The sequence below is a fragment of the Alphaproteobacteria bacterium LSUCC0719 genome (assembly GCA_040839025.1).
In the GTDB taxonomy this organism is placed as follows: Bacteria; Pseudomonadota; Alphaproteobacteria; order Puniceispirillales; family Puniceispirillaceae; genus UBA8309.
On the sequence record JBFPJN010000002.1, the window covers coordinates 348,706 to 373,572 of the forward strand.

The window sequence follows — 24,867 nt, forward strand, 5'->3', positions numbered from 1 at the left end:
CATTAGGACAAATCAAAAACCGGCCAGCGTTTATTGCTTCTGCAAAACTATCGCTGGATCCGGGGTGGGGGAATAATCGAAGGATCTAGTTCGGCATTCGGTGTCGGCGTGGCGGGGGACTTTTTGGGAAACTGATAGCGCGCCTTGGTAGCGTGGGCCCCCTTCTTCAGACCACCTCCACGGACAAACCGGTCTGCGTCTCCAGGCTGCGCGACGAAGGCCCAGTTGGGATCAGTTTCCGATTCCTCGGAGAGGCCACGCAGGAAAATGCGCTCCCTCTGGCTTTGCCTGATCCGTGCATCATATTCGCCGGGATCATAGTTCTGTAGTGCGATAGCCTGAAGGTCCGCCAGCCTCTTGGCATGCGCCGGATCCTCGGCCAGATTGTTCAACTCCTGCGGATCTTCTTCCAGATTGAAGAGCAGCGGCTCATAGCCGTAGGTCATGATGAGCTTGTATGACCCCTGCTTTACCATGCGAACTGGACCTGGAGCGCCGCCTGCAGAGAAGTCGGAAACAACTGCGGCATCCTCGCCATCGCGACCACGCATATCGGAGCAATCGCCGACAACCGCCCGCTTCAAAGATCGGCCAGCGAGCTTTACCGGCATATCCTCGACCTTGCCACCGGCCAGCTCGATGAGTGTCGGCACGATATCGATGAGTGACGTGTTGTCCCCATCGCGTCCGCTGGCAATGCCGGTGCCGGAAAAGATCATCGGGACACGAACCGAATGTTCGAACATGGACATCTTGTACCACATGCCACGCTCACCAAGCATTTCACCATGATCTGATACAAAAACCACGACCGTATTGTCATCCAGTCCGGTTTCCTCAAGCGTATCGAGCAGTCTGCCGATCAGGGCATCGGTGTAGGAGATCATCGCATAATAGGCGTGTCTTGCGTTCCTGAGGTCTTCCTCGTTGATCGGATAGCTATTGTACTGGTGCGAGAAATAGAGATATTGGCTGCCTGCATCCTTTTGCTCGAGCGGGATTTCCTCAATCTTCGGCAGATCGATTTCATCGTGATCATACATATCCCAGTATTTTTGATGAATGGTGAAGGGAGGATGCGGATGTGTGAAAGAGGACACTACAAAGAAGGGCTTGTCGCTTTCACCGTTGCGCGCCAGGTCATAGAGCTTCTGAACAGACTTGTTTGAAACCTCGTCGTCATAATCCATCTGCATCGAGCGAATACAGGGGCCGGCTTCAAGAACAGGCCTGACGGTCGCGCCTGCAGGGCTGGGCTCGGTAAGGCTGGCATTCCAGTTTGCCGTCCATGAAAAATTTGCTGGATAAATGTCGGTCGTCAGACGCTCTTCAAAACCATGGAGTTGATCCGGACCGATAAAGTGCATCTTGCCGATGAGTGACGTCTGGTAGCCAAGGGATCGGAGAAAATGCGCAATTGTAGGCACTGATGCAGGCAATTCAGCGCCATTGTCATAGGCGTTGATATCGGGGCAGAGCCTGCCTGTCATAAACGACGCTCTTGCCGGCGCACACAGGGGTGAGCTTGTATAGGCATTGTCAAACACGGTGCCGCGTGCAGCAAGCCTCGAGATATTTGGTGTCTGCACTACATGATGGCCATAATCTGGCATGAACTGCGGCGCGAGTTCGTCAACCATAATTACGAGAATGTTCGGCTGCTTGCTCATGTCATTCCTCACTAATGCTTTGCCTCATAGGGAAAGGTCGTCGATTTGCGGGCAACCAGTTCAAGGGGTTCGAGCTGGATCTGAACATGCCCTCGCTTCTCCTCGATGATGTCAAGCAGTGCGTTCGTGCCCTCGAACCCGACCTCAAACGTGGGAAGGCGAACATGGGTGAGACCCAGCGCATCTGTCAGAACACCGCGATGCAGTGTGGCCATCGCCATATCACGGCCAATCACAAGATTTTTGCGCTGTAGAACGCTGTAGGCGCCGGCCGCACAGGTCAGCATGGACACGATGACCGCAGAGCATGGCACGCCAGAAGCCAAGATCCGACGCATGGAATCCTCGCCAACGGCATAGTCATATCCGGCGTGAAACAGCACTTCCTCATGTGGTTGAACACCAAACTTTTCATGCGCGTCGAGAAAGCCGCGGAAGCGCTCATCAGCATTGAACCCGCCACGCTCGCCACTGATGTAGCCTATATTGCGATGCCCCTGCGCCAGCAAATGTTCAGTCAGCATGACCATTGCCTTGTAGGTATTCAGCCAGACACAGTTGACATCACCCCCCTCGGCACGGGTGTTCAGCAACACCAGATTTCTGCCGACAGTCCGCGATGTCTTCAGCAGGATTTCGTTATTGTCAAAAGTCACCGCAAGAAAACCGCCAAAATGGCCCATGCTGTGCAAATCAGCCAGCACACTCTCAATCGGCTCACCCTTTGCGGTAAAATAGATATAGGGGAAGTACCCCCTGGCCCGGCAGGCGCTGGATGCTCCCTCCACCATCGGAATGAAGGCCGGGTTGTCGACCTGTGGAAACAGGATACATATTTCGCGGCTCTTCTTGGACCGCAGGCTTCTGGCATGAATATTGGGTGAATAGCCCAGATCCTTGGCGATGGCGTGGATCCGCTCGCGCATTTCCTGGCCGACCCTTTGCGAAGGATCATTGCGCAAAACCCGCGACACAGTCGAAACATGCGCGTTCGCCAGCCTCGCGATTTCCTTGAGGTTTACCGTCGCTTTATTCTGATTGGTCATATCCGGCTCTGGTTTGGCGCTAGGCACGCTTCTGCGCAACTCACTCATCCGCCATTCGCGTGGCGCCGCAGCTTGTTGGAATTTGCAAAATTTTAACCATAGGTCATTTTTTGTTTGTGTCTAGGCTTGATAATACTATGGTGGGACTGATAAGCAAACGATTGTTCAACAGGTTGCAGAATAGCTCGTTTCACCAGTCTGGATATAGATGTCACGCAGGATCACGCCGCAATGAAGATCGTTTTTGTCCTTCTGGACTCGCTCAACCGGACTGCAATGGAGCCCTACGGCGCGAAGACGATCCATACGCCAAACTTCTCGCGGTTCCAACAGCGTGCTGTCACCTTTGACAATCACTATGTCGGCAGCCTTCCCTGTATGCCGGCACGCCGCGACATTCACACCGGTCGCAGCCATTTTTTGCATCGCAGCTGGGGCCCACTGGAGCCGTTTGATGACTCCTTCCCGGAAATTATGAAGCAGAACGGTGTCTACACACACCTTGTTACCGACCATCATCATTACTTCGCTGATGGTGGGGCGACCTATCACCAGCGCTATTCCTCTTGGGAGCTTGTCAGGGGACAGGCCATTGATCGCTGGAAAGCGGAGGTTGCGCCCGACCATGACAAGCTAAAGTCAGCCTTTCATCCAATGCAGCAGCACCGCACCAATTACATGATCAACAGGAACTTCATGGTGGATGAGGCTGACTATTGTTCACCGCAGCTTTTTGCGCTCGCGGACGAGTTTCTTCAACAAAATCACCAGTCTGATAACTGGCTTCTGCAGCTTGAATGTTTTGACCCGCATGAGCCGTTCCATGCGCCGCCCCGGTTCCGTGACAGATACAAAACCTCCTATGATGGGCCGATCCTCGACTGGCCGATCTATGACCGGGTAAAGGAAACGCCCGAGGAAATAGCCGAGTTGAGGGCGAATTATGCCGCCCTTGTCACCATGACAGATGAATATTTCGGCAAGCTTCTGGATATCTTCGACAAATATGATCTGTGGGCCGATACCGCTCTTGTGCTGACCACCGATCATGGATTCCTGCTTGGCGAGCATGACTGGTGGGCGAAGAACCGGATGCCGGTCTATGACGAGATCGCGCACATCCCGCTCATGATCTATCACCCCGACTTTGCCAAAGAGGGCGGAAGCCGGCGGCAGGCGCTGACCCAGACAACCGACCTGATGCCGACATTCCTCGACATGGCCGGTTTGGCGATCCCTGATGATGTCACCGGTCATTCCCTGATCCCGCTGCTGCGAGGCGATGACGGCAAGCGTGACAGTGTAATCTTCGGCTATTTCGGGGCAGCCGTGAATGTGTGCGACGGACGATACAGCTATTTTCGCTACCCCACGCTGCCCGAGGCCGACTCGCTGCATGAATATACCCTGATGCCAACACGCATGACCGAACGCTTTTCCATTGGCGATCTGGTCGGCGCCACCTTGCATCCGTCCTTTTCCTTTACCAAGGGTGCGCCGGTGCTGAAGCTGGATCCAAAAACAGGTCATGATGGCAAACCGGTCGAAGTTCAGGGCATGGAGTTTGAGGACATGCAGTCGGCCTTATACGATCTGGACACCGACCCCGGACAGACAACACCGCTGGATGACCCCAAAATTACAGCCCGTCTTTGCCAGCAGATCATTACGAACATGGCCATGCTTGATGCGCCGCAAGAGGCCTATCATAGATTTGGCCTGCAACCACCGGGAGACGAGCAAGGATGACACAACAACCCAATATCCTGATGATCATGGCCGACCAGCTGGCTGCGCAGGCTCTGTCCCTTTATGGCAACAGGGTCTGCAAAACCCCAAACCTCGAACGCCTTGCCTCAGAGGGTGTCACCTTTTGCAACCATTACTCCAACAACCCACTGTGTGTTCCCAGCCGCGCCTCCATGCTGACCGGCAAACACAGCCCGGAAATCCGGGTGTATGACAACGCCAACGAGATACCCTCCTCATTACCGACGATGGCGCATTTCATGCGCGCGCTCGGCTATCAGACCTTTCTGTCCGGGAAGATGCATTTCATCGGCCCCGACCAGTTGCATGGCTTCGAGGAACGCCTGACAACAGACGTCTATCCTGCAGATTACCAGTGGATCGCCGACTGGTCGGCAGGCCCTGCCTTTGTTCCTTCAGGAACCGCGCTCAACGGCGTTGTCGAGGCGGGTCCCTGTGTGCGCACCATGCAGGAGGATTATGATGATGATGTCGAGTTCCAAGCGCGCCGCAAGATTTTCGATATTGCGAGGCAGGAGGATGCAAAGCCATTTTTCGGCGTGGTTTCATTTACCAGCCCCCACACACCGTTCAATGTCGCGCAGCAATATTGGGATCTCTATGAACATGAGGAAATCGGTCTTCCCGATGTGCCGGCAATCCCCTTTGCCGAACTCGATTATTTTTCAAAATCTCTGTTTTTTGCCCATGGGCGGCACCGGCATACTGTAACCGAGGAACATCTGCGCAAGACCCGCCACGCCTATTTTGCGATGATCTCCTATCTTGATGAGAAAATCGGCAGGCTGCTCGACCAGCTCGAGGACACAGGCCTTCGCGAGAACACGATAGTCATGTTTACGTCGGACCATGGCGAAATGCTGGGTGAGCGTGGCATGTGGTTCAAACAGTGTTTTTGGGAATGGTCCGCCAGGGTACCACTGATTGTGTCTGTGCCGGGTGGGCAACGTGGCGCGCGGGTGGAGGCCAACAGCTCACTTGTCGATCTCGCGCCGACCTTGATTGATCTTGGTGGCGGCGCGGCAGACTTGCCGGATGAGTTGATTGCCGGGCTGGCGGGCAATTCAATCACGGCGCTGCTGGATGGAGATGACAGGAACTGGCCAGATATCGCAATCAGCGACTATCTGGCGATTGGACCATGCGTGCCCTGCCGCATGGTCAGGAAAGGGCGTTACAAATATTTCTTTACCTATGGGCAGCCTGATTTGCTGTTCGACCTGGTGGCCGACCCGCACGAGCTTCAGAATCTCGCCACCGATCCCATGCATGCCAAGGCCCTTGAGGATCTTCGTGGGATTGCATTGCAGGGTTATGATCCGGAAGCGCTGATGGCCGAGGTGATTGCCAGCCAGCAGCGGCGTCGTTTCATCGCCACGACACCCGGAACAACACCGCCGTGGGACTATGTGGCCTATCAGGGTGATGCGGAACGCTATGTTCGCCGTGACGGGGTTGATGCTACGAAGTCGCGTTTGCGCCTGCCGCGCATTGCCCCTGTGATGCCGGATATGCCGGAACTTTCGGCAGAGACCATTGACAGAATGATGCGCGGCGAAATGGATTTTCCAGCCTGATCCGGAAACACCCTGACAAAGCCTCGCCATCCTGACAGATTGCGGCATGGAGTGATGGCAAAACCGAGACCCGTTTGGCTACGTGGCGCAACCTGATTTTGCAGCTCCCGGACCGATGATTCCAACCTTGCCGGACGGGCACCTGCGTCGCCAGCAAAAGTCACCGAAAGATCGCTGCAGGATCACATGGCATCATAGCCCTGTCGAAATGTTTCATCGGCGGGCTGGAACGCCGCGCCGCTGTCGGCATAGCAGGGGTGGTGATGCCATGGATGGGCGCTGGCATCGGCCATGCCGGCAATATTCTGAAGATAGGCAAGCCCGTCCCCGGCAAGCCCTTCAACAATTCGGTCCCAATCCGGATAGGACGCAAATGCATCCTGCCAAATCGCCCGACCAGCAAGAAACCCTGATGCACCCGCCTTGAACGCATGCACAAGAATATCACGAAACGCCTCTTTGCCGGCCCCGGCGGACAACATCACCCACGGCCGTCCGGCAAGACGCCCCATTTCATCAAACAATGCCTGCACATTGGCTGACCCATCGATGGCATCCGCATTCACCGGACTTTCCAGTTTGAAAACATCGACACCATAATCAGGTCTGGCAAACTCCTCTACGGAGGCCAGCACCTGGTCACTCGCCTTTGCCTGCATTTCGACATAACCGCGTGATGCAGCTGCCTCGTTGGCCAACGGATATAGCAGAAGCTCAAGAAGAAACGGAATGTCATATCGGGCACATTCCTCGCCAATCCGTTTCACATAGTCCTGCTGAAAGGCAATATTTGCCGGCGAGGCATCCGGGCGGTACCAGGCAAGAACCTTGACCGCGTCACCACCAAGCCTTTTGATCTTGCTGACTGACCAATTATCGATATTGGCCGAGAACCGCCCCTCGCCGGTTTCAGTGAAGATCGAATCTTCAAGTGTCACAACCAGGCCCTTGTCCTTTGACAGCGCATCGAACGCCGCAGGAATTCCATAATGCGGATCCAGAAGCACAGCGGAGCCTTGCCCCTGAAGTTGACGTACAATTTCCAATTTGAGTCTGGCAACTTCAGCCCATGGCGCCTCGGGAAGATTAAGGTGCCTGGCAATCGGGTTCTTGATTGGCGGACGTTGATCGGCTGCCACCATTTTGAACAATCCGTTCTCATCAGCCATGCGGCGCATTCCCAAAAGCTTTCCGGGAGTTAATTGCATATCAGTATTCCTCCATAAAGGCCGTGCAGCTTTGCCGGTCCGGCGACGCGCTGATACCGCCAAATTGTAAACATTTCATCGCGGCAGCAGCATTTGCCGTCGTAATTGCCGAGGTTTCATCCATTCCCTCGCCAAGACAAAGAGCGAAAATGCCATGCCAGACATCACCAGCGCCGATGGTGTCGACAGCCTCAACAGCGAATGCCGGAACATTGACCACCTCGCTGCCATGAAGGTGCCAGACGCCATTTTCACCATCTGTCACACATACCCAGCAACCCGTAGCTTCCCGCGCGTGGCACAACCCCTCCTCAATGCTGCGGCTGGGCGTAAATGAATCCAGCCCCTGTTTTGAAAAGGCTAGATGCGTAGCACCAATTGCATGGTCTGCTGAAAATGGCGCTTCGGCATCAATTATGATTGGAACATGTTGTTCTTTGCCAAGTTCAATGGCCCAACTCGTCAATTCAGGATGCCGGTTATCCGCGAGAACGGCACAGGGTGTTGAGGTCGGTCTGGTCGATTTGGACATCAAGGAAAACCCTTGGCCCGCATAATTGAATGTTTGGCGCTCCCCCTGATGATTGACGAATGCCGCCGAAACGGATGATCGTGCCTGCGGGGTAAGTGGGCTCAGTGACATATCCACCATCTCATCGCTCAGCGACTGATGGATAAACCGTCCCATCATATCGTCACCAAGATAGGCCGCAAGAAACGGTCGACCGCCAAACCTGGCTATAGCGATGCTTGCATTCGCCCCGGGGCCACCAACAACGAAGCGCGAGTCATGGGCACGCATTTTTTCACCGCGCGCCGAGAATTGATCGATCTCCATGATCAGATCGACAGTGGCGCGGCCCGCCACGATTATTGTGGCGGCACTAGTCATTTGCAAAAGTCGGGGCAGCAAGCCCATGGATCCTGACATTGATACATGCCGGCCTGCCGCTTGCGAGCGCGCGTTCAAAAGCCGGAGCGAGTTCGGCAAGACTGGTCACATATTCACCATGCCCACCCAGCGCCGATGCCACCTCGTCATATCGGGCATCACTCAATCCACAGGCGAAAACACGGTCCGGACCAAAGTCCCGCTCCTGGATTCTGACCTCGGCATTCCATTGCAGATCATTGCCGATGACTGCCACCACCGGCATGTTTTCACGCACCGCCGTTTCAAATTCAGCAAGATGAAAGCCAACGGTTCCGTCACCCATAAATGCCAGAACATGCTTGTCAGGCATCGCGTGTTTTATCGCCATGGCATAGCTCAAACTGCCACCAATGGCCCCCGACACACCATTTATCATTACCAGATAGCGCGTCAGCATATGCTGAACCCACTGGCCAATCTCACCACCATCGGACACCGCGGCGATATTGTCATGTGCGGCCAGAATGTCATCAACAGCACTGACGAAGGAAAAGGAGTTCAATTCTTCCTTGTCGTCTGCGTGGGAAGCCGCTTTAACGTCGCGGCGCGTGATTTCGTTCTGTAGCGCTGCATGCCAGTCCTTGGCAACATTGCTGGCGGGTGAAAGCTGCTCCAGCATCGCGATGGCCTCTTCAGGAGCGAGGTCTGCTATCTCCTGCAATCGATCACCGAGATTGTTGCGCGCCTGCCCGAGAAGCCGTTCGTCACCGATATAGGCAAACCATTTGGCCTCGTCACTGAAGGGTCCAACCGCTCCGTAAGCGAGTGAAAAATCGACCGGCTTGCCAACAAGGATGATGACATCGGCAAGGCGCGCCATGGATTTGAAATTACCAAGCCGAGGATCGTTCAGGCCTCGTGGACTGTCCATCAGCACAACAGGCACCTGCAACCGCTGCTCGAGCGATCGCAACGTCGCGGCATGATGCGGCATACCAAGAGATGGCCCCACGATAATCAATGGTCTTTTCGCGGCCGCCAGCATCGCCTCAAGCCGCTCCGAAGGAGACGCCGGTTTAGCCGGAATCGCAGGATCCTGCTGTTCAGCCAGCGGCATGTCATCCAGATCGCTGGTCAGAACATCTGCCGCAAGCGCCAGATGCGCCGGGCCCGGCATGCCCGTCCGTGCCGCGGCAATGGCGGACAATGTGTATTCCCGAATGTCACTGGCCTTACATACCCGCCGCGAATATTTGGTTACAGCCCTGGTAATCTGCACCTGGTCCATTTCCTGAAAGCTGCCTCTATTGTCAAGGCTTGCCTCGGAATCTCCACTCAGCAGCAGAACCGGTGTTTGCGACTGACTTGCGGTGAATAACGGGGCAATGGCGTTACACAAGCCGGCCCCCGCCGTCACCATGGCGACACCAAGGCCGCCAGTAATGCGGGCATGGGCCTCCGCCATATAGAGGGCGGCCGCTTCGTGCCGCACATGAACAATCCGGATATTCTCATCAAGACAGGCATCGAAGAGCGGCATGATCTGATTGCCTGAGAGCGCGAAAATTGTTCTTACACCCGCGTCCTTCAATAGTCTGATCAATGCCGCCGACCCTTTCATGGTCTGGCCTTCCGAAGTTGACGAACTGTAATTCCCGTCACACAAACAGGAAGCCACCGCGTGCTAGCCAATTGAATATCCCCCATCAACAACGAGTGTTTGCCCGGTTACGAATTCCGCCTGCTTGCTAGCCAGAAACAATGCCGGACCGGCAATGTCGTCAGGCTGTCCCCACCGCCCGAATGGTGTGCGGGAAACAACCGCATCATAATGCGCGCGATCGGCGCGGCCGGGCTTGGTCTGTTCGGTAACAACAAAGCCGGGGGCAATGGCGTTGACCCTGACACCATGCGGTGCATATTTCAGCGCCAATGATTTTGTCAGCTGATGGATTGCCGCCTTGCTTGCCCCATAGGCGGGCACTTTTGGACTGCCAAAAAAGCTGTACATCGAGGCAATGTTGATCACCACGCCCCTGGCCGTGATCAGGGCGTTTTCAAAATGTCTGACAACATCAAAATTGCCGATCAGATTGATGTCGATAACCTGACGAAACACATCAAGATCATCTTCTGTGTCACGACGTGATATCGCAGCGCAATTTACCAAAACATCCAGACGTGAAAACTGGCTGGCAAGCGCGGAAATTGCATCCGTGTCACAAACATCAAGCTGATGATAGGCCGCCACCCCCTCCGGCATCGACAGCGGTTCGCTCTCAACACCGGTAATGACCACCCTGTCTCCCTGCGCCGCGGCTGCCTTCGCAATGGCAGCCCCAATACCCTCAAGGCTTGCGCCAACTACAAGCCAAACGCGCTTATCCGTCTCAATCAATACGCTCTCCTGCCGATCATGTTATAAAACCACCGCCACCAAGATTGAGCATGGACCCGCTTGCATAGTTGAATTTTCCGGAAATCAAATCGATCACCGGCATCGCGATTTCAATCGGGTCCGCCACCGCGCCACTGGCGATCGTGGCCTCAATGGCCGCCTTTGTAGTTGGGTCGGCAAGCATAGTGCTGGTCATGTCGGTGCGGGTTACCCCCGGACGTACCGAAAACACAGAAATGCCATGTGGCGCAAATTCCTTTGCAGCACCGACGGTAAACACATCGACAGCCCCTTTGCTGGCGGCATAGACACTCTTCTGGGCCCGCCCGCCAATGGTCGCTGCCATCGAGGATATATTGACGATCACCCCGGCATCGCCTTTCGCCATGGCGCGTGCAGCGAATTCCCGACAACACAGGATCAGGCCAACGACATTGACCGCAAATGTTGAATGGACAAAATCATGATCAATGTCAGTGATGGAACGCGGTCCATTGTCGACGCCAGCCGCGGTCACCAGCGCCTGCGACGGCCCCATCGACATTTCAATTTCCTGAAAAAAATGCGTGACACTCCCGGGGTCAGCGACATCCAGCGCGAAGGCCTCTATCCGGCCATCAGACGCCGCAACCATATCATCTGCTGATTGCCTGTTCCTGCCATAACTTATAGCCACACGCCAACCAGCCTCAACAGCCGACAGGGCAATTTGCCTGCCGATACCCCTATTGCCTCCGGTGACGATTAACAGGTTGCTTTTGCTCATAGCGCATCCTTCAATCTTGGCAACATAAACTGGCCCTCCCCGACTTTTTCCGATGCTGTCTCTGCTCCATTGAACACCGCGTTCATCCTCGTCAACACCGCCCGCTGCGCACCGCCTCGGTCAATCTCACCCGTAAAATAGCCATCCAGTTCAACGTCGATGTCGTCACGCCAGCACCGCAATGTCTGTGGGTTGCCACAGATCTTTATGATTGGACATAAGGGGTTCCCAGAAGGATTGAACACACCCATGGCAAACAAGCCGAGATTGCATCCAGCCATCATCATGCCAGTAAGCGAAACCGGGCTGAAAAACGGCGTATCCATGAAATGCAGGCCCGGCGCACATGGCGGTATTCCAAATTCCAAAGCGGAGACAAAATCGGTAGTACCTGTCTTGCTTACAGCCCCCATTGATTTCTCGATCAGCGTGGTCAGCCCCCCGTCGATATTCTCCTGGGTGGGGTTGGTGCCGCGATAATCCTTGCCGCTGTCCTGCTCCATCAATCTTGCACGATAGCTAATGAAATCCAGCACTACCCGTCTTGTCGCCGCGTCGGGGCACCGGTCCTCAAATATTGTCTCCGCGCCGATGAATTCTGCTGTCTCAGAAACCACAGCCAGCCCACCGGCAGATACAGTCAGATCGCAGATATCACCGATCACCGGATTGCTGCAGATACTGCTTGAAACATCACTGCCGCCACATTCAAGCGCCAGCGCAATGGCGCTTTGCCCAACCTTTGTCCGGCGCTGCTCAAGCTTGTTTTGCTGGCTGGCGAGCATCTGCAATTTTTCGCCACCCTCCGCCACGGCCTGAGCCCGCCCGGCACATTGCATGAAGGCAAGATATTCAATCGGGATGGCTGCATCGATTTCCCTGGCGAGGCGCTCGGCCGACGCGCGGTCATGTGTCAGTACCAGCGCTGCTCCAACATTTGGATGCGTCAGCACGCTCCGGATGAAGCGCTCAACCATTGCCTCGTCGCTTTTTTGCAGACCACGGGAAAACGCTCCCGCAATGCAAAGTGAGTCCCTATCAGTGGCTGCAATGGAAGCAGCCAACCGATCGGTCAGGGCCACGGTGGATAGAACGATTCTGTGATTTCTGATACCCACCCGGCCATCAGACCGGCGATACCCATGCCATTCGAGACTGTTAGCAAAGTCAAAGAGGTCAGTGCTACTCACAGTTATGGACATGTACATGTTCACCCTGTTCGATGGCATGCGTTGCCACACCAATCCTTATGCCGTATTTGACAACCGCCTCACCAACGGCAATAGGCCGCACGCTTACCTTGTGCCCAAACGGCACATTGTCTGCGATAGCCATACCATCGCTGAGACAGGCGAGCCCGGCATCCTCATCAATGAGCGTTGCCACATTGTCAGCCGGATCCAACACCAGAAACCGCCTGCCAAGCCGCGTTTCTAGTTGCATACGATGCCCCCATCCACATTGATCACCTGACCGGTGACGTAGGCCGAGTCAGGACCAAGAAGGAACTGAATTACGCTCGCCACCTCGTCCGCTGTGCCGAGGCGCTTCATTGGAACCTCGCCCAGCACTGTATCAATGCCCCGTTTGGCGATGATTTGTTGCGGCATGGTTGTGTCGATAAATCCGGGAGCCACAACATTCACCAGAACGTGCGGCGCTTCCTTTCTTGCCAGGGATCGTGCCATCCCGACCAAGGCTCCCTTGGCAGCGCTGTACGCGGTGTGCCCCGGCGCACCTCGCCTGAAGGCCAACGAACTGACCAGCACGACGCGCGCACCGGATGCGTTCAACAAGGCCTGACGGGCGGTCGCATAAAGCGCATAGAAATTGCGAATATTTGCTGCCATGACCGGGTCATAGACCGTCTCGACATCACCTGAAGCCATATCATCAGGAACGAAGATACCAGCCAAATGAACCAGCCCATGAAGATGGTCTTCCTTGCCCAGAATTGCGCGGCATGCCGCCTCATCGTCCAGCCCGGAGCAGTGATAGAAAAGACGGCTGCTGTCTGATATTGCAGTTTCCAGAATGTTCGCGCCCTTGGGATTGATATCGATGGCGATAACCCGCGCGCCCAGATCAATCAGGCGCTTGACCAGGGGCACACCGATGCCACCCGATGCGCCTGTAACAATTATTGTTTTTCCATTAAACATAATGAACCACCAACAAGCAGGTTACGACTTCATGTCGTAAAAAAACGAATGGCGGGCCCATGGTTCCACAGGCCCGCCGACAATCGATGACTATGATTGCCTTGGGAGGATTAGCGGCCTATGACCCGTTTATTCCTGTCGGCAACGTCGGCCTCTGCGTCGGCAACGGCTTTTTCGAATTTCTTCAGCCATTTGTCGCCATATTTATCGGCGAACCAAACCTTCATCTTGTCACGTGCCGCGATGAAAGTTGCCTTCTCTTCGGGTGTCGGCACATAGATTTCGCCACCGAAGCCTTCAAACTCCTTCAGAGCGCGAGCGTCATACTCCTTGTTCCAGTCGGACTGGATCATCGAGGCCTGCTGAACCCCATCGATCACCAAGTCCTGAAGGTCGGCAGGCAGACTCTGCAGCCACGCATCCGACATCCACCAGAAAGCAAAGAGATAAGCATGCTCGTCAAGCGTGACATATTTTACAGCTTCATACATCTTCGTTGGGACGATGTCGGTTGCCGCATTCTTCGTACCTTCAACAACGCCTGTTTGCAGTGAGGTATACAGTTCACCCCAGGCAACAGGTGTCGGGTTGCCGCCAAGAGACTTGATGAATTCGATCTGCAATGGCGAGTTGATGGTTCTCATCTTCACGCCCTGCATATCGGCAGCCGATTTGATCAGCTTGTTGGTGGTGAAGAAATTCCGCCACCGGCCGGTATTGCCGACAGCAACAAGACGTACATTGCCGGTTGCCGTCAGGATCTCGTCACGAACCTCATCAAAGAATGAGCTTTGTGCGATGCGCTCGGCGATCGAGTCACCATTCATCATGTAAGGGATGTCTGTGACCTGCAACTCGGGCCAGAAGCTTGCGATACCCCCAACTGTCGTGTGGGTCAGCTCCAGCGTGTTCAGCTGAACCTGCTCGATCTGGTCACGGAAGTTGCCAAGCTGCGCGCCGGGATAAATCTCTACAGCAATCCGGCCACCGGAGCGACTTTCCAAGAATGATTTGAGGAATTCACCAGGCACCTGATCGTCCGACGTAACCGGCCCAACATGACCATATTTGAGGGTAAATTCGGCTGCGAACGAGGCTGCGGGCAAACACACAGCCAACAGACCAGCCATGATGGTTTTACTAAGGATTGACTTCATAATTCTCCTCCCATTTCCTTTAGTTCATTGAACAATGACATCGGTATCATTGCTTGTAAACGGTTTTAAGCATCACCAGTCTGCTATCCAAACCCGAGCAGCCTCGGAACCGTCATCGAGATCGCGGGCACGTAGGTGACAAGTACGATAATCGCAATATGAACGAGATAAAAAGGCAACATCTCCGACACCACCGACTCAATCCGCTCGCGGCTAACTGCTGAGGCAACGAACAGGATCAAGCCCATCGGTGGCGTCGCGAGGCCAATCGTCAGATTTACACACATGATGATGGCAAAATGTAACGGGTCCACACCAACAGCCAGCGCGGTCGGGGTCAGGATAGGCCCGAGGATCAGGATTGCCGGGCCGGCATCAAGAAACATGCCCACAACCACAAGCAGCAGGTTGATCAGCAACAGCACAAGATATTTGTTGTCGGTAAATTCAAACAGAAAGGCCGTCAGAAGTTTCGGCACACCGGACAGGGTGGCAATCCATGCAAAGACGCTGGCCATGCCAACAGCCAGCAATATCACACTGGATGAGACCGCTGTGCGGAACAGCATGTTCTTCACCCTTGTCAGTGGAAGGCTCTTCATAAAGACGCACAATATTATGGCATAGACCACAGCGGCACCCGCCGCCTCGGTCGGGGTGAACACCCCGGACAGGATTCCACCCATGATGATAATTGGAGTGAGAAGTGGCCAAAAGGCATCAAGCCCTGCGCGCGCTGCCACGCGCATGCCCGGAAACCGGTCGGCAACCGGATAGTTGCGGCGTCGGGCGATGATCGACACCACTGTCATGAGTCCGACACCGGTAAGCAGCCCCGGAACAACACCGGCAAGGAACAGCGCGGCAACCGATATCTCCATGATGTAGGCATAGACCACCATGATGATGCTTGGCGGAATGATTGGCCCAATCACTGATGACGCCGCCGTTACCGCGGCGGAAAACTTTCGGGAATAACCCTGTTTTTCCATTGCCGGTATCAGCATAGAGCCGAGTGCCGAGGTGTCGGCGACAGCCGAGCCACTCAGACCTGCAAAGAAAATCGAAGAGATAATATTCACATGCGCAAGACCACCCCGCAGATGCCCAACAAGCACGCGCGCAAAATATACAAGTCGTTCGGTGATGCCGCCCACATTCATGATTTCCCCGGCCAGGATAAACATTGGTATGGCAAGCAGGGGAAATTGATTGATCCCGATATAGAGCTTCTGGGCAATGATCGCCAAGAAAACCTCTTTGTCAGCCAGCACCAGGCCGAGCATGGGCGCGGCGCCAAGGGCGAACACTATCGGCATGCCAACACTGATCAAGCCTAGCAAGATCCAGATAAATGTTACGGGTATCATCTCACGTCCCCCCAAAAACCTCTAATGCTGACGTCCGGAATGACCATTGACTAAAACTCGTCCAGAACTGGGCGATGTTTGGTAACGAAAGCGTCCTGCTGGACCGGTTTGCCGCCTATCAGAAAGGAAACATCTTCCAGAAATTGCTGTAATGACACGAGCGCCATGCTGGCCATGCCAAGGGGAATCGAAACAAAAAACCAGTACATTGAGACGTCACCCACCGAAATGGCCACCTGCGTTCTGCCATTCCAAGCGAAGTCATGGCTCTTCATCGCGAGAAAACCGCAAAAAACACATACGGCCAGATGCATGGCCGCAAGAATGACCCGCGTCACCCGTGATGGAAATCTGGAAATGACAATTTCGATGTTGGGATGAACACCAAGGCGAAGAGCGATCGGCGCCCCCAGAAAAACCAGCCACAGCATTGCATATTTGGCGAGTTCTTCCGACCAGGACAGACTGTCGTTGAGGACATAGCGGAAGAACACACCGGCCGAGACAATCGCCGCAATCGCCAGCACAAGGAACATCGCACCCCATCGGAATGCGCCCAGCTGGACCACATTAATGGCCGACAGACATCTAATTGCCAAATTCATGACCGCACCTACCCCCTTGGCCTAGCATTATCCCGGCATTATCGTGACATGAACGCCACGCTCTTTCATCGCTGACAAATCCGGGATGATGCCAATGCCATCATCCTCGGGCAATTCTATGAGGCCCCCCTTTGATGGCCGCAAATCCCAATCCGCCAGACTGTCCCTGATTGGGTTATCATTTACATCCACCTCCAGCAAACCAGCGTCGTCAATAACAGTCAACAGATGTGCCGATGCAGCAAGGCCAACCATCCCACCAAGCCAGTGCGGACAATAGACAGATTTTGACGGAGACTGCGCCGTATCGCGGCCACCAAAAATGCGAAGCAACCCTGTAAACCCGCCTATCTTCCCGATATCCGGCTGCACAAAGGCAAATAATGCCTGCGCCTGATAGGCGTCGACGGCATTCAGTGTCGGCAAGTTTTCACCGCCAGCAAGCGGCACGCTGATCATCCTATTCAATTCTTGCCACTGTGATGGTGCCGCACTGGCCCGAAGCGGCTCCTCAATCCACTTAAGATCAAAATGACTCAGCGCGTTGATATTGTCGGCGGCCTGCTGCGGCGACATCCATGCCTGATTGGCATCAATCATTAACTGATGATCTTTACCTATCAACTCACGGGCGACAGCAAGACCAGCCTGGTCAATCTCTTCACCAAACCCAACTTTGACCTTGAACGCTGTAAATCCGCTTTCCCTTGCGAGCTGCACGCGTTCTCTCGCCTCCTTGGGATGAATACCACTGGCATAGGCCTTGACCGCATCACCCGGCGCACCAAACAGGGCGCAAAGCCGCATCCCCTGCCGACGCGCCACCATATCCCACAAGGCCTGATCCACACCGGCAATTACCTGCAACAAGGTGCCGGGATCTGCGGTCTGCAAGCCGAGTACTGTAAAGGCAGCTGTCAGGCCATCAAAAACCTCAGCCGGGGAACTAAACCGACGCCCCTTCAGCCAATGCGCAAACTCATTGACCAGCAGGCTGGCCTTATATTCAGCGCCACGCGAGGGAAAATTGCACCATATCTCGCCATGCCCGACACACCCATCGACGTCGGAAATCCTAACAAGCAAAGCAGGCCGGTCATACATTGTGCCAAATGACGTCTGCACCGGCACCTCAATCTTGGCGCGGAGAAGTATCGCCTCAACATGCTTGATCTCATATGTCTGACCGGCAAGCCGCCGCGCCACATCATCAAGCATTCCAACTTGACCAGTATTTCTCATATTCATCTGCAAATTGACATTGTAGCGGTTCATTTCAAAAGGACAGCGGGGCATGTCAAAAGATAATGACATCGGTATCATTCCAACGTATTTTTTTAATGTCAACGTTATCCAGGGGTGCAACCAAAGCTAGTGAACATGAAAAACAAGTATGATTTTATAATTATTGGCGCTGGTTCCGCGGGGTGTCTTCTTGCCAACAGATTATCTGCCAATCCTGCCCACAGCGTTCTTTTGGTTGAGGCCGGAGGCTCCGATCGCCGCTTTTGGTCACGCCTGCCGATTGGTTATTACAAAACCATATACAATCAGGCATTTTCGCGCGTTTTCCAGACCGAGCCATGTGAAGGCAGCGGCGGTCGCACCATAAAATGGCCACGCGGGCGGATCATTGGCGGCTCCAGCAGTATCAATGGTCTGATCTTTATTCGTGGACAAAAGGAAGATTTTGACGATTGGCAATCGCTTGGAGCCCGCGGATGGGATTACCAGACGGTTCTACCCTTTTTCAGGAAATTGGAGGGCTATAAGGGCGGTGAAAACCAATTCCGCGGTAGCCTTGGGGAACTGAAGGTAGATGATCTTCGTCTGCGCCATCCCGCCTGTGAAGCGTGGCTGGAGGCGGCGAATGAATGGGGCCTACCACCAATTGACGATTTCAACGGCAATGATTCGTTTGGTGCGAGCAGATACCAGCTCACCCTTGATGGCAGATGGCGGTCAAGTTCCGCACGCGCATTCCTGCACCCCATCACGCACCGGCAAAATCTGACCGTCATCTCAAGCACCCTCGTTGAAAAGATACTTTTTTCAGGCAAGCAGGCAACCGGCATACTCGCCAAGCGCAATGGCATCCATGAAACCTATGAGGCCAATAAAATTATCCTGAGTGCTGGCGCCCTTCAATCACCACAGATCTTGCAATTGTCCGGTATTGGCCCGGCACCCCTGCTGAAAAAGCACGGCATCGCAGTTGTTCACACGGCCAGTCAGGTGGGACAAAATCTTCAGGATCACTACCAGATGCGAACAATCGTGCAGATGCGTAATGGCCTGTCTCTGAACAAAGACAGCCGCAACCCGCTAAAAATGGCCCTTCATGGCCTTAAATGGCTGAGGGACGGATCCGGGGTCTTTTCAGTTGGCGCCGGCCAGGCGGGTGCTGGCGCATGCACAAGATATGCTGAAGATGGTCGGCCCGACGTACAGCTTCTTGTTATGCCACTGTCTGTCGATAAACCGGGGGAGCCACTGCATGATTATCCAGGCTTCACTGCGACCGTCTGGCAATGTCATCCGAAATCCCGTGGATACGTCGAAATACGATCTGCCGACCCTGCTGAAGATCCAAAGATACAGCCAAATTATATTTCTGACGAACATGATCAAAGGGTCATGGTTGAAGGCGTCAAAATGATGCGTGAAATCTATCACATGGCTTCCTTCAGGGATCTGTGGGACACCGAAATTGTTCCCGGAGCCGATGTCGACAATGATGAAAAGATCCTCGATTGCATCCGCAATAATGGGGGCACCGTTTTCCATCCTGTGGGAACCTGCCGGATGGGTGATGATAAGGACGCGGTTGTCGATTCTGAATTGAGGGTGAATGGCGTCAAAGGCCTGTATGTTGCCGACGCCTCGGTGATGCCAAAGATCACATCCGCCAACACCAATGCGCCGTCGCTGATGATTGGCGAAAAGGCAGCCCACCATATTCTGCAACATCATTCCGGGTAGTGCTTTTGCCTTGGCCGTGGGCCCGCCCCGCCCGCGCCCCTGCAACAAGTCTTCACATCATCACTAGCCATGTTATCCTTGCATCGGCGATTCACCCGCCCAAGCAAGAGGCAGCTGTGATGCCCGGCTGGCGATCGAGCGTCAGACCCTGTGTGGGTTGGAACCTTTATGGGCCACAGGCCTGAAGGCGAATGAAGAGCGGGGCCATCGTGACATCACTATCGGACCGAAAGCTGGTTACCATAAGGGACGTTGCCCGACTTGCAGGCGTCTCGCCGATTACCGCCTCGCGGGCGCTGAACAAATCGCATCTGGTAAAGCCGGAAACACGACAGAAAGTCGAGACTGCGGCAGCTGAATTGAAATTCATCGGCAACAGTGCGGCAGGCAGCCTGTCAAACAAGCGCAGCAACATGGTGGGCATTATCGTGCCGACGCTGTCCAATTCGATTTTTGCAGACACAATCCAATCAATCACCAGTCGTCTGATGCCCGAGGGATTTCAGGCTTTGATTGGCAGCAACGAATATTGCTTGCAACGCGAAGAGGACATCATTCGGACATTTATCTCGCATCGTGCTGATGCGCTGATACTCACAGGCCATACCCATACCAAGGTGGCCGAGGAATTGATTGGGCAATATCGCATACCAACGGTTGAAATCTGGAATATTTCAGAACACAGCAATTATATCTGTGTTGGCATGTCGAATTTTCAAGCCGCATTTGAAATGACGTCATTCCTGATTAGCTGCGGTTACACTAAAATTGGCTATATCGGCGGTATTCTGAAAAATAACGACAGATCACAGGACCGCATGCGCGGTTACAAGGAGGCTCTTGAAAAGCATGGGGTGCCTTTTGATCCTGCATTAACACGCGAGTCCGTTTATGAATTTGCCAGTGGTGCCGCCGCGATGCAAAGTCTTCTGACCAAGAGCCAGGGCATTGATTGTGTCTTTGCATCGTCGGACATCATCGCCTTCGGGGCGCTGATGGAATGCCACCGCAACGATATCAAGATACCGCAAGACATCGCCTTGGCCGGTTTCGACAACACCACCATCGGTGCCCTCTATAAGCCGGCCCTGACAACAATATCTGTCCCGCGACAACGCATCGGCCTGAAGGCAGCTGAAATCACATTGCAATTGATTAAAGGCGAAAACAACATTCAGAAAGTCAACGATCTTGGGTTTGATTTGAAGGTTCGCGGCACCACCTGACCGGCGATGCCTTGATAATCCAATGATTACCGACGGGACGGTTGACGGATCATTATGGGCAATCTTTGCCGCCTACTGCGTCCTCGTCTGTCAATCACATAACATGTCTGTCGACCCTGTCTAGACATGAGGCCATTTGGAAAATGAGCTTGCATTGACTTATGGTACCGATATCATTCAAGTGGCCTGTGGTGAAGAAAGCATAAACAAGACAGGCTCCCGCGGCACATTTCGGCGCAAACAGGCTCAGACCCAAAGGGGCAATCTCGAATGCAGACCGGCAACCGAAGAAGCCTGGAAGAGCTCACAGAAACAGCCACACTGATCCGCAAGGACGTGATCCGTATGGTTGCCAGCCATGGCCAGGGCTATGTCCAGCAAGGCCTTGGAGCAGCGGATCTTTTCACCTATCTCTATTTCCAGGAACTGCGATTTGACACTGCGAACCTCAACTGGCCCGAACGTGACAGATTTATTCTTTCAACGGCGCATAACACAGCCGTCTATTACGCCACCCTTGCCAGAGCAGGATTGCTGGATCCAGAAACACTTGCCGAATATTGCCTGGACGGCTCACCATTGGAGATCAATGCCTCCGAACGGCTGGAGCCGTTGGTAGAATGCACCTGCGGCTCGCTCGGTCAGGGCCTCTCGGTTGCCGCCGGGCTCGCCATGGGAAGCCGACGCCAACAGAGGGATGCAAATGTCTATCTGATGCTTGGTGATGGTGAACTCGAAGAAGGACAGGTGTGGGAAGCGGCGATGTTCGCAGCCACACACAAGCTGTCAAACCTCACCATGATCATCGATCTCAACTACATGCAGGTTGAAGGAGATGCGCGCGACGTTGCCGCCATCGATCCGGTCGATGCAAAGCTGGAGAATTTCGGCTGGCAGACAATCGTGATAGACGGACATGATTTCTATTCGATGTTTACAAGTTTTGCAGCGGCAAGGGCCGACACCGATCGACCATCCTGTATCATTGCCCACACAACCCCCGGCAAGGGCGTGCCCTTTCTTGAAGGACAGAAAAGCCACAATATGGTCCTGCCGGAAAACACTGCCGAAGATGCTCTGCAATGGCTGGAGGCGGGTCATGGCTGAAACCGATGACAGGCCTCTCAAATCCGATACCCTTCATCTTGATGATTTCTCTGTCAAGCAACAGCCCAATCATCAGACAGTGCCGAAATATTATGGTGAGGCACTTCTTGCCGCCGCCCGCGCCGACACATCGATTCTGGCACTAACCGCCGATTTGACGGCACCGACAGAAACCGACCTTGTGCGAGACCATTTGCCTGACCAGTTCATTATGGCCGGCATTGCCGAGGCTAATATGGTTGGCGTTGGAGCCGGCCTTGCCCGGGCCGGCTTCATTCCCTTCCTGCATTCCTTTTCGGTTTTCCTGTCACGTCGCAGTTTTGACCAGATCGCGATGCAAATTGCCTACCCTAAAACCAATGTAAAGCTGGTTGGTTTCATGCCCGGCATCGACTCATTGCTTGGCGTGTCGCACCAGGCGATTGATGATATCGCTCTGATGCGCGCGTTGCCAAACATGACAATATTGGAGCCGGCCGGCCCGGCAGATTATGAGGATGCCGTGACAGCGGCGTTGGCACATGAGGGGCCGGTATATCTGCGCCTGTATCGGGCAACAACGCCAGCGACGCCTCTGGATGGCGTGCCCCCGCTGCAAACCGGCAAGATCAGATGTCTGCATCACGGCAATGACGCGGCAATCTTTGCCACAGGCCTGATGGTGGAACAGGCGTTGCTCGCCGCCGAAGATCTTGAGGCACAATCAATAAATGCATCGGTTATCGATTGTGCCAGCATCAAACCGCTTGATGTTGAGGGTATTCTCGAGGTTATCAGCCAAAGTAAAATCATTGTCACCGCAGAAAACCACACAGTCATCGGCGGTCTTGGGTCAGCAATCGCGGAAATCATGGCCAGCAACAATATCGCGCGGCCATTTTTTCGTATCGGCGTTCAGGATTGTTTCGCCGAGGGCGGCAGCCGATCATTTTTGTTTGGTAAATATGGCCTGTCGGCAAAGGATATCGCTGCCGCCATCACGCAGGGACTGGCATCGTGACGGAGCGCCATGAACAGGTCGGTTTCATCGGGCTTGGCACTATGGGCACAGCGATGGCAAGGCATCTTCTGGACAACGGATGGAAACTGGCTCTGTTCGATATCGACAAGACAAAACTCACCCCGTTCGAGGGCGATGCAAATTGCGTGATTGCCGGCTCGCCAGCCGAGACGATGCACCTGTGCAACCGGCTCGTCACCATGTTGCCGACCAGCGATCATGTCGAAGATGTTCTGTTTGGTGCAGCGGGCGCCGTTACCGAGACAAGGGCAGGCGATCTGGTGATAGAGATGTCAACAGGTCAGCTCCACATGCTGGAGCAACAGGCGCAAAGAGTTGAAAAGGCGGGTGCAGCCTTGATCGATGCGCCTGTATGCCTCTCGCCTGCCGAGGCCGCATCCGGTGATTTGATCGCTCTTGTTGGTGGCAAAACAGAGAATGTCGCTTTCGCCAACGACATTCTTGAAGCCCTTTCGCAACGCGTGATACATGCCGGACCAACCGGCTATGGATTGCGATTGAAGTTGGTCAACAATTACATGAGCATGATCAACCACGTTCTGACCGGCGAGGTGCTGGCATTGGCGAATGCAGCGGGACTTGATCGCCAGCTAACCGTAGATTTGCTTCAGAACACAGCAGCAGGGCGCGGCCAGTTGCTTACCAACTATCCCAAAAAGGTCCTTCGCGGCGATACATCTGCTGATTTTCCAATCACCATGGGCATTAAGGATCTGTCCATGGCCATCAACATGTTTGAGACAATAGGGGGTGACGCCTGCTTTGGCGCACTGGCAAGGCAGTTGTTCAATGATGCTGCCGTGGCGGGTCATGGCACTCAGGATTGCACGGCAATGCTTGAGTATTTTGACAATAAACTGGCTGGGCACCTTCACCAGAATGGGACCTAACTCCGCTGGAGCCCCCAAAGCGTCTTATATCAAACAAACATCTGTCTGGGTGATGCTTACAGCTCGACCTTGATAGGCACGGTTAAATGGATCAAGGGAGGGGCAGCAATTTCATGAAGCGTGTTTTCTTTACCGGCGGCAGCGGCAAGGCTGGTCGCCATGTCGTGCGCTATCTTGCAGACATAGGGCACAGGATTCTCAACGCCGACATTGTCAACCTGCCACAAGATGGCGTTGATTTTCTGAAGGTCGATGTCACAGAGCCCGGGCAGGTGTTTTCTGCAATGTCCAGCCACATGAACCGGGATGAACTGCGCCAGCACCAATGGCCACTTGGCTATGATGCAGTGGTTCACTTCGCCGCCATTCCCCGAATATTGCAAACGTCCGATATCGAGACCTATCAGACGAATGTCATGGGCACCTATAATGTGCTGGAGGCGGCGGCAAAACTGAATATCGGAAAGGTGATATTCGCCTCGTCAGAAACGGTCTATGGGCTTTGCTTTTCACATCACAAGCCAAAGCCGCTGAGCCTTCCTATTGAGGAGGAGGATCAGACCCGTCCGATGGACAGCTACGCCATGGCAAAAGTGGTAAATGAAGAGACAGCCAAAGCATTCCAGCGCCGCACCAATCACGATATTTACGGCTTGCGGATCGGCAATGTCATTGAACCCGATGAATATGAGCTGTTTGACAGCTTTTGTGCAAAGCCTGAAATCCGTCTTCCAAATGCGTTCAATTACATTGATGCGCGCGATCTCGGCCAGGCGGTTGATTTATGCCTGCAGCATGACGGCCTTGGTTACGAAGTTTTCAACGTATCGAATGACCAGAATTCAGTTGATCTGAACAACGCAGATATCATTTCAAAATTCTATCAGGACGTACCTCTCAAACGCAGCATTGATCCCACTGAGTGTCTGTTCTCAAACCGGAAGATGAAAGACATGCTTGGTTTCAAGCCAGCATATGACTGGCGCAACACAGCAAAACGTCAATAAAAGCAGACAACACAGGTTCGGATGCCGGGGG

At 54.1% G+C, this 24,867-nt stretch carries 22 protein-coding genes; 8 read left to right on the plus strand and 14 right to left on the minus strand.

Annotated features, from left to right (window positions below):
* Positions 1 to 47: 47 nt before the first annotated feature.
* Both betC (AB3X55_06320) and AB3X55_06325 read right to left on the minus strand, forming a co-directional pair.
* Entirely contained in the window at positions 48 to 1,670 is a 1,623-nt protein-coding gene (betC, locus tag AB3X55_06320; protein ID MEX0503197.1) for a choline-sulfatase, read from the minus strand.
* An 11-nt stretch (positions 1,671 to 1,681) separates the two neighbouring features.
* Entirely contained in the window at positions 1,682 to 2,716 is a 1,035-nt protein-coding gene (locus tag AB3X55_06325) for a LacI family DNA-binding transcriptional regulator (protein ID MEX0503198.1), read from the minus strand.
* Positions 2,717 to 2,947: 231 nt separating this feature from the next.
* Here AB3X55_06325 and AB3X55_06330 point away from each other — a divergent pair, with 231 nt between their 5' ends.
* Complete coding sequence (locus tag AB3X55_06330) at positions 2,948 to 4,465, plus strand: sulfatase (GenBank protein MEX0503199.1); 1,518 nt, start codon at positions 2,948 to 2,950, stop codon at positions 4,463 to 4,465.
* Positions 4,462 to 6,063, plus strand: coding sequence for a choline-sulfatase (betC, locus tag AB3X55_06335; GenBank protein ID MEX0503200.1), 1,602 nt, complete (start codon positions 4,462 to 4,464; stop codon positions 6,061 to 6,063). The genes AB3X55_06330 and betC (AB3X55_06335) overlap by 4 nt, the downstream gene beginning before the upstream one ends.
* A 182-nt stretch (positions 6,064 to 6,245) precedes the next feature.
* On the opposite strand, the gene AB3X55_06340 is transcribed toward betC (AB3X55_06335), so the two are convergent.
* The 12 genes from AB3X55_06340 to AB3X55_06395 form a co-directional block, all read right to left on the minus strand.
* A complete protein-coding gene (locus tag AB3X55_06340) occupies positions 6,246 to 7,271 on the minus strand; it encodes a tagatose 1,6-diphosphate aldolase (protein ID MEX0503201.1) in 1,026 nt (341 codons plus the stop codon).
* Between the two features lies 1 nt (position 7,272).
* Entirely contained in the window at positions 7,273 to 8,163 is an 891-nt protein-coding gene (locus AB3X55_06345) for a carbohydrate kinase family protein (protein MEX0503202.1), read from the minus strand.
* Positions 8,156 to 9,766: a thiamine pyrophosphate-binding protein gene (locus tag AB3X55_06350; GenBank protein ID MEX0503203.1), complete on the minus strand. Its 1,611-nt coding sequence runs from the start codon at positions 9,764 to 9,766 to the stop codon at positions 8,156 to 8,158. The genes AB3X55_06345 and AB3X55_06350 overlap by 8 nt, the downstream gene beginning before the upstream one ends.
* 63 nt (positions 9,767 to 9,829) lie before the next feature.
* Positions 9,830 to 10,543 carry an SDR family NAD(P)-dependent oxidoreductase gene (locus AB3X55_06355; protein ID MEX0503204.1) on the minus strand — a complete coding sequence of 238 codons (714 nt, stop codon included), beginning with the start codon at positions 10,541 to 10,543 and terminating at the stop codon, positions 9,830 to 9,832.
* Between the two features lie 16 nt (positions 10,544 to 10,559).
* Positions 10,560 to 11,309, minus strand: a complete 750-nt coding sequence (locus AB3X55_06360; protein MEX0503205.1) for an SDR family NAD(P)-dependent oxidoreductase — start codon at positions 11,307 to 11,309, stop codon at positions 10,560 to 10,562.
* On the minus strand, positions 11,306 to 12,511 hold the full coding sequence (locus tag AB3X55_06365; GenBank protein MEX0503206.1) for a UxaA family hydrolase: 1,206 nt from the start codon (positions 12,509 to 12,511) through the stop codon (positions 11,306 to 11,308). The genes AB3X55_06360 and AB3X55_06365 overlap by 4 nt, the downstream gene beginning before the upstream one ends.
* Positions 12,492 to 12,752, minus strand: a complete 261-nt coding sequence (locus AB3X55_06370; protein ID MEX0503207.1) for a UxaA family hydrolase — start codon at positions 12,750 to 12,752, stop codon at positions 12,492 to 12,494. The genes AB3X55_06365 and AB3X55_06370 overlap by 20 nt, the downstream gene beginning before the upstream one ends.
* On the minus strand, positions 12,743 to 13,471 hold the full coding sequence (locus AB3X55_06375) for an SDR family NAD(P)-dependent oxidoreductase (protein MEX0503208.1): 729 nt from the start codon (positions 13,469 to 13,471) through the stop codon (positions 12,743 to 12,745). Before AB3X55_06375 ends, AB3X55_06370 begins: the two co-directional genes overlap by 10 nt.
* Before the next feature lie 110 nt (positions 13,472 to 13,581).
* Positions 13,582 to 14,628 carry a TRAP transporter substrate-binding protein DctP gene (gene dctP / locus AB3X55_06380; protein ID MEX0503209.1) on the minus strand — a complete coding sequence of 349 codons (1,047 nt, stop codon included), beginning with the start codon at positions 14,626 to 14,628 and terminating at the stop codon, positions 13,582 to 13,584.
* Positions 14,629 to 14,711: 83 nt separating this feature from the next.
* The gene (locus AB3X55_06385) at positions 14,712 to 15,995 is read right to left on the minus strand and encodes a TRAP transporter large permease (protein MEX0503210.1); all 1,284 of its coding nucleotides are present in this window, start codon (positions 15,993 to 15,995) and stop codon (positions 14,712 to 14,714) included.
* Between the two features lie 53 nt (positions 15,996 to 16,048).
* Positions 16,049 to 16,525, minus strand: a complete 477-nt coding sequence (locus tag AB3X55_06390) for a TRAP transporter small permease (protein MEX0503211.1) — start codon at positions 16,523 to 16,525, stop codon at positions 16,049 to 16,051.
* A gap of 105 nt (positions 16,526 to 16,630) precedes the next feature.
* Entirely contained in the window at positions 16,631 to 17,821 is a 1,191-nt protein-coding gene (locus tag AB3X55_06395) for a mandelate racemase/muconate lactonizing enzyme family protein (protein ID MEX0503212.1), read from the minus strand.
* A gap of 162 nt (positions 17,822 to 17,983) precedes the next feature.
* On the opposite strand from AB3X55_06395, the gene AB3X55_06400 reads away from it, so the two are divergent.
* From AB3X55_06400 to AB3X55_06425, 6 genes are all read left to right on the plus strand, one after another.
* Positions 17,984 to 19,585: a GMC family oxidoreductase gene (locus tag AB3X55_06400; GenBank protein MEX0503213.1), complete on the plus strand. Its 1,602-nt coding sequence runs from the start codon at positions 17,984 to 17,986 to the stop codon at positions 19,583 to 19,585.
* A gap of 191 nt (positions 19,586 to 19,776) precedes the next feature.
* On the plus strand, positions 19,777 to 20,811 hold the full coding sequence (locus tag AB3X55_06405; protein MEX0503214.1) for a LacI family DNA-binding transcriptional regulator: 1,035 nt from the start codon (positions 19,777 to 19,779) through the stop codon (positions 20,809 to 20,811).
* 270 nt (positions 20,812 to 21,081) lie between these two features.
* Positions 21,082 to 21,918, plus strand: coding sequence for a transketolase (locus AB3X55_06410; protein MEX0503215.1), 837 nt, complete (start codon positions 21,082 to 21,084; stop codon positions 21,916 to 21,918).
* A complete protein-coding gene (locus tag AB3X55_06415) occupies positions 21,911 to 22,918 on the plus strand; it encodes a transketolase family protein (GenBank protein MEX0503216.1) in 1,008 nt (335 codons plus the stop codon). Before AB3X55_06410 ends, AB3X55_06415 begins: the two co-directional genes overlap by 8 nt.
* Positions 22,915 to 23,829 carry an NAD(P)-dependent oxidoreductase gene (locus tag AB3X55_06420; GenBank protein MEX0503217.1) on the plus strand — a complete coding sequence of 305 codons (915 nt, stop codon included), beginning with the start codon at positions 22,915 to 22,917 and terminating at the stop codon, positions 23,827 to 23,829. The genes AB3X55_06415 and AB3X55_06420 overlap by 4 nt, the downstream gene beginning before the upstream one ends.
* Positions 23,830 to 23,942: 113 nt before the next feature.
* Entirely contained in the window at positions 23,943 to 24,836 is an 894-nt protein-coding gene (locus AB3X55_06425; GenBank protein MEX0503218.1) for an NAD-dependent epimerase/dehydratase family protein, read from the plus strand.
* The last annotated feature ends 31 nt before the right edge of the window (positions 24,837 to 24,867 follow it).

What these genes read in the sequence shown, in the direction of transcription:
- betC (MEX0503197.1), bottom strand. Translation starts at nt 1,670, where the DNA reads ATGAGCAAGCAGCCGAACATTCTCGTAATTATGGTTGACGAACTCGCG.
- AB3X55_06325 (MEX0503198.1), bottom strand. Translation starts at nt 2,716, where the DNA reads ATGACCAATCAGAATAAAGCGACGGTAAACCTCAAGGAAATCGCGAGG.
- AB3X55_06330 (MEX0503199.1), top strand. Translation starts at nt 2,948, where the DNA reads ATGAAGATCGTTTTTGTCCTTCTGGACTCGCTCAACCGGACTGCAATG.
- betC (MEX0503200.1), top strand. Translation starts at nt 4,462, where the DNA reads ATGACACAACAACCCAATATCCTGATGATCATGGCCGACCAGCTGGCT.
- AB3X55_06340 (MEX0503201.1), bottom strand. Translation starts at nt 7,271, where the DNA reads ATGCAATTAACTCCCGGAAAGCTTTTGGGAATGCGCCGCATGGCTGAT.
- AB3X55_06345 (MEX0503202.1), bottom strand. Translation starts at nt 8,163, where the DNA reads ATGACTAGTGCCGCCACAATAATCGTGGCGGGCCGCGCCACTGTCGAT.
- AB3X55_06350 (MEX0503203.1), bottom strand. Translation starts at nt 9,766, where the DNA reads ATGAAAGGGTCGGCGGCATTGATCAGACTATTGAAGGACGCGGGTGTA.
- AB3X55_06360 (MEX0503205.1), bottom strand. Translation starts at nt 11,309, where the DNA reads ATGAGCAAAAGCAACCTGTTAATCGTCACCGGAGGCAATAGGGGTATC.
- AB3X55_06365 (MEX0503206.1), bottom strand. Translation starts at nt 12,511, where the DNA reads ATGTCCATAACTGTGAGTAGCACTGACCTCTTTGACTTTGCTAACAGT.
- AB3X55_06370 (MEX0503207.1), bottom strand. Translation starts at nt 12,752, where the DNA reads ATGCAACTAGAAACGCGGCTTGGCAGGCGGTTTCTGGTGTTGGATCCG.
- AB3X55_06375 (MEX0503208.1), bottom strand. Translation starts at nt 13,471, where the DNA reads ATGTTTAATGGAAAAACAATAATTGTTACAGGCGCATCGGGTGGCATC.
- dctP (MEX0503209.1), bottom strand. Translation starts at nt 14,628, where the DNA reads ATGAAGTCAATCCTTAGTAAAACCATCATGGCTGGTCTGTTGGCTGTG.
- AB3X55_06395 (MEX0503212.1), bottom strand. Translation starts at nt 17,821, where the DNA reads ATGCTTGATGATGTGGCGCGGCGGCTTGCCGGTCAGACATATGAGATC.
- AB3X55_06400 (MEX0503213.1), top strand. Translation starts at nt 17,984, where the DNA reads ATGAAAAACAAGTATGATTTTATAATTATTGGCGCTGGTTCCGCGGGG.
- AB3X55_06405 (MEX0503214.1), top strand. Translation starts at nt 19,777, where the DNA reads ATGAAGAGCGGGGCCATCGTGACATCACTATCGGACCGAAAGCTGGTT.
- AB3X55_06410 (MEX0503215.1), top strand. Translation starts at nt 21,082, where the DNA reads ATGCAGACCGGCAACCGAAGAAGCCTGGAAGAGCTCACAGAAACAGCC.
- AB3X55_06415 (MEX0503216.1), top strand. Translation starts at nt 21,911, where the DNA reads ATGGCTGAAACCGATGACAGGCCTCTCAAATCCGATACCCTTCATCTT.
- AB3X55_06425 (MEX0503218.1), top strand. Translation starts at nt 23,943, where the DNA reads ATGAAGCGTGTTTTCTTTACCGGCGGCAGCGGCAAGGCTGGTCGCCAT.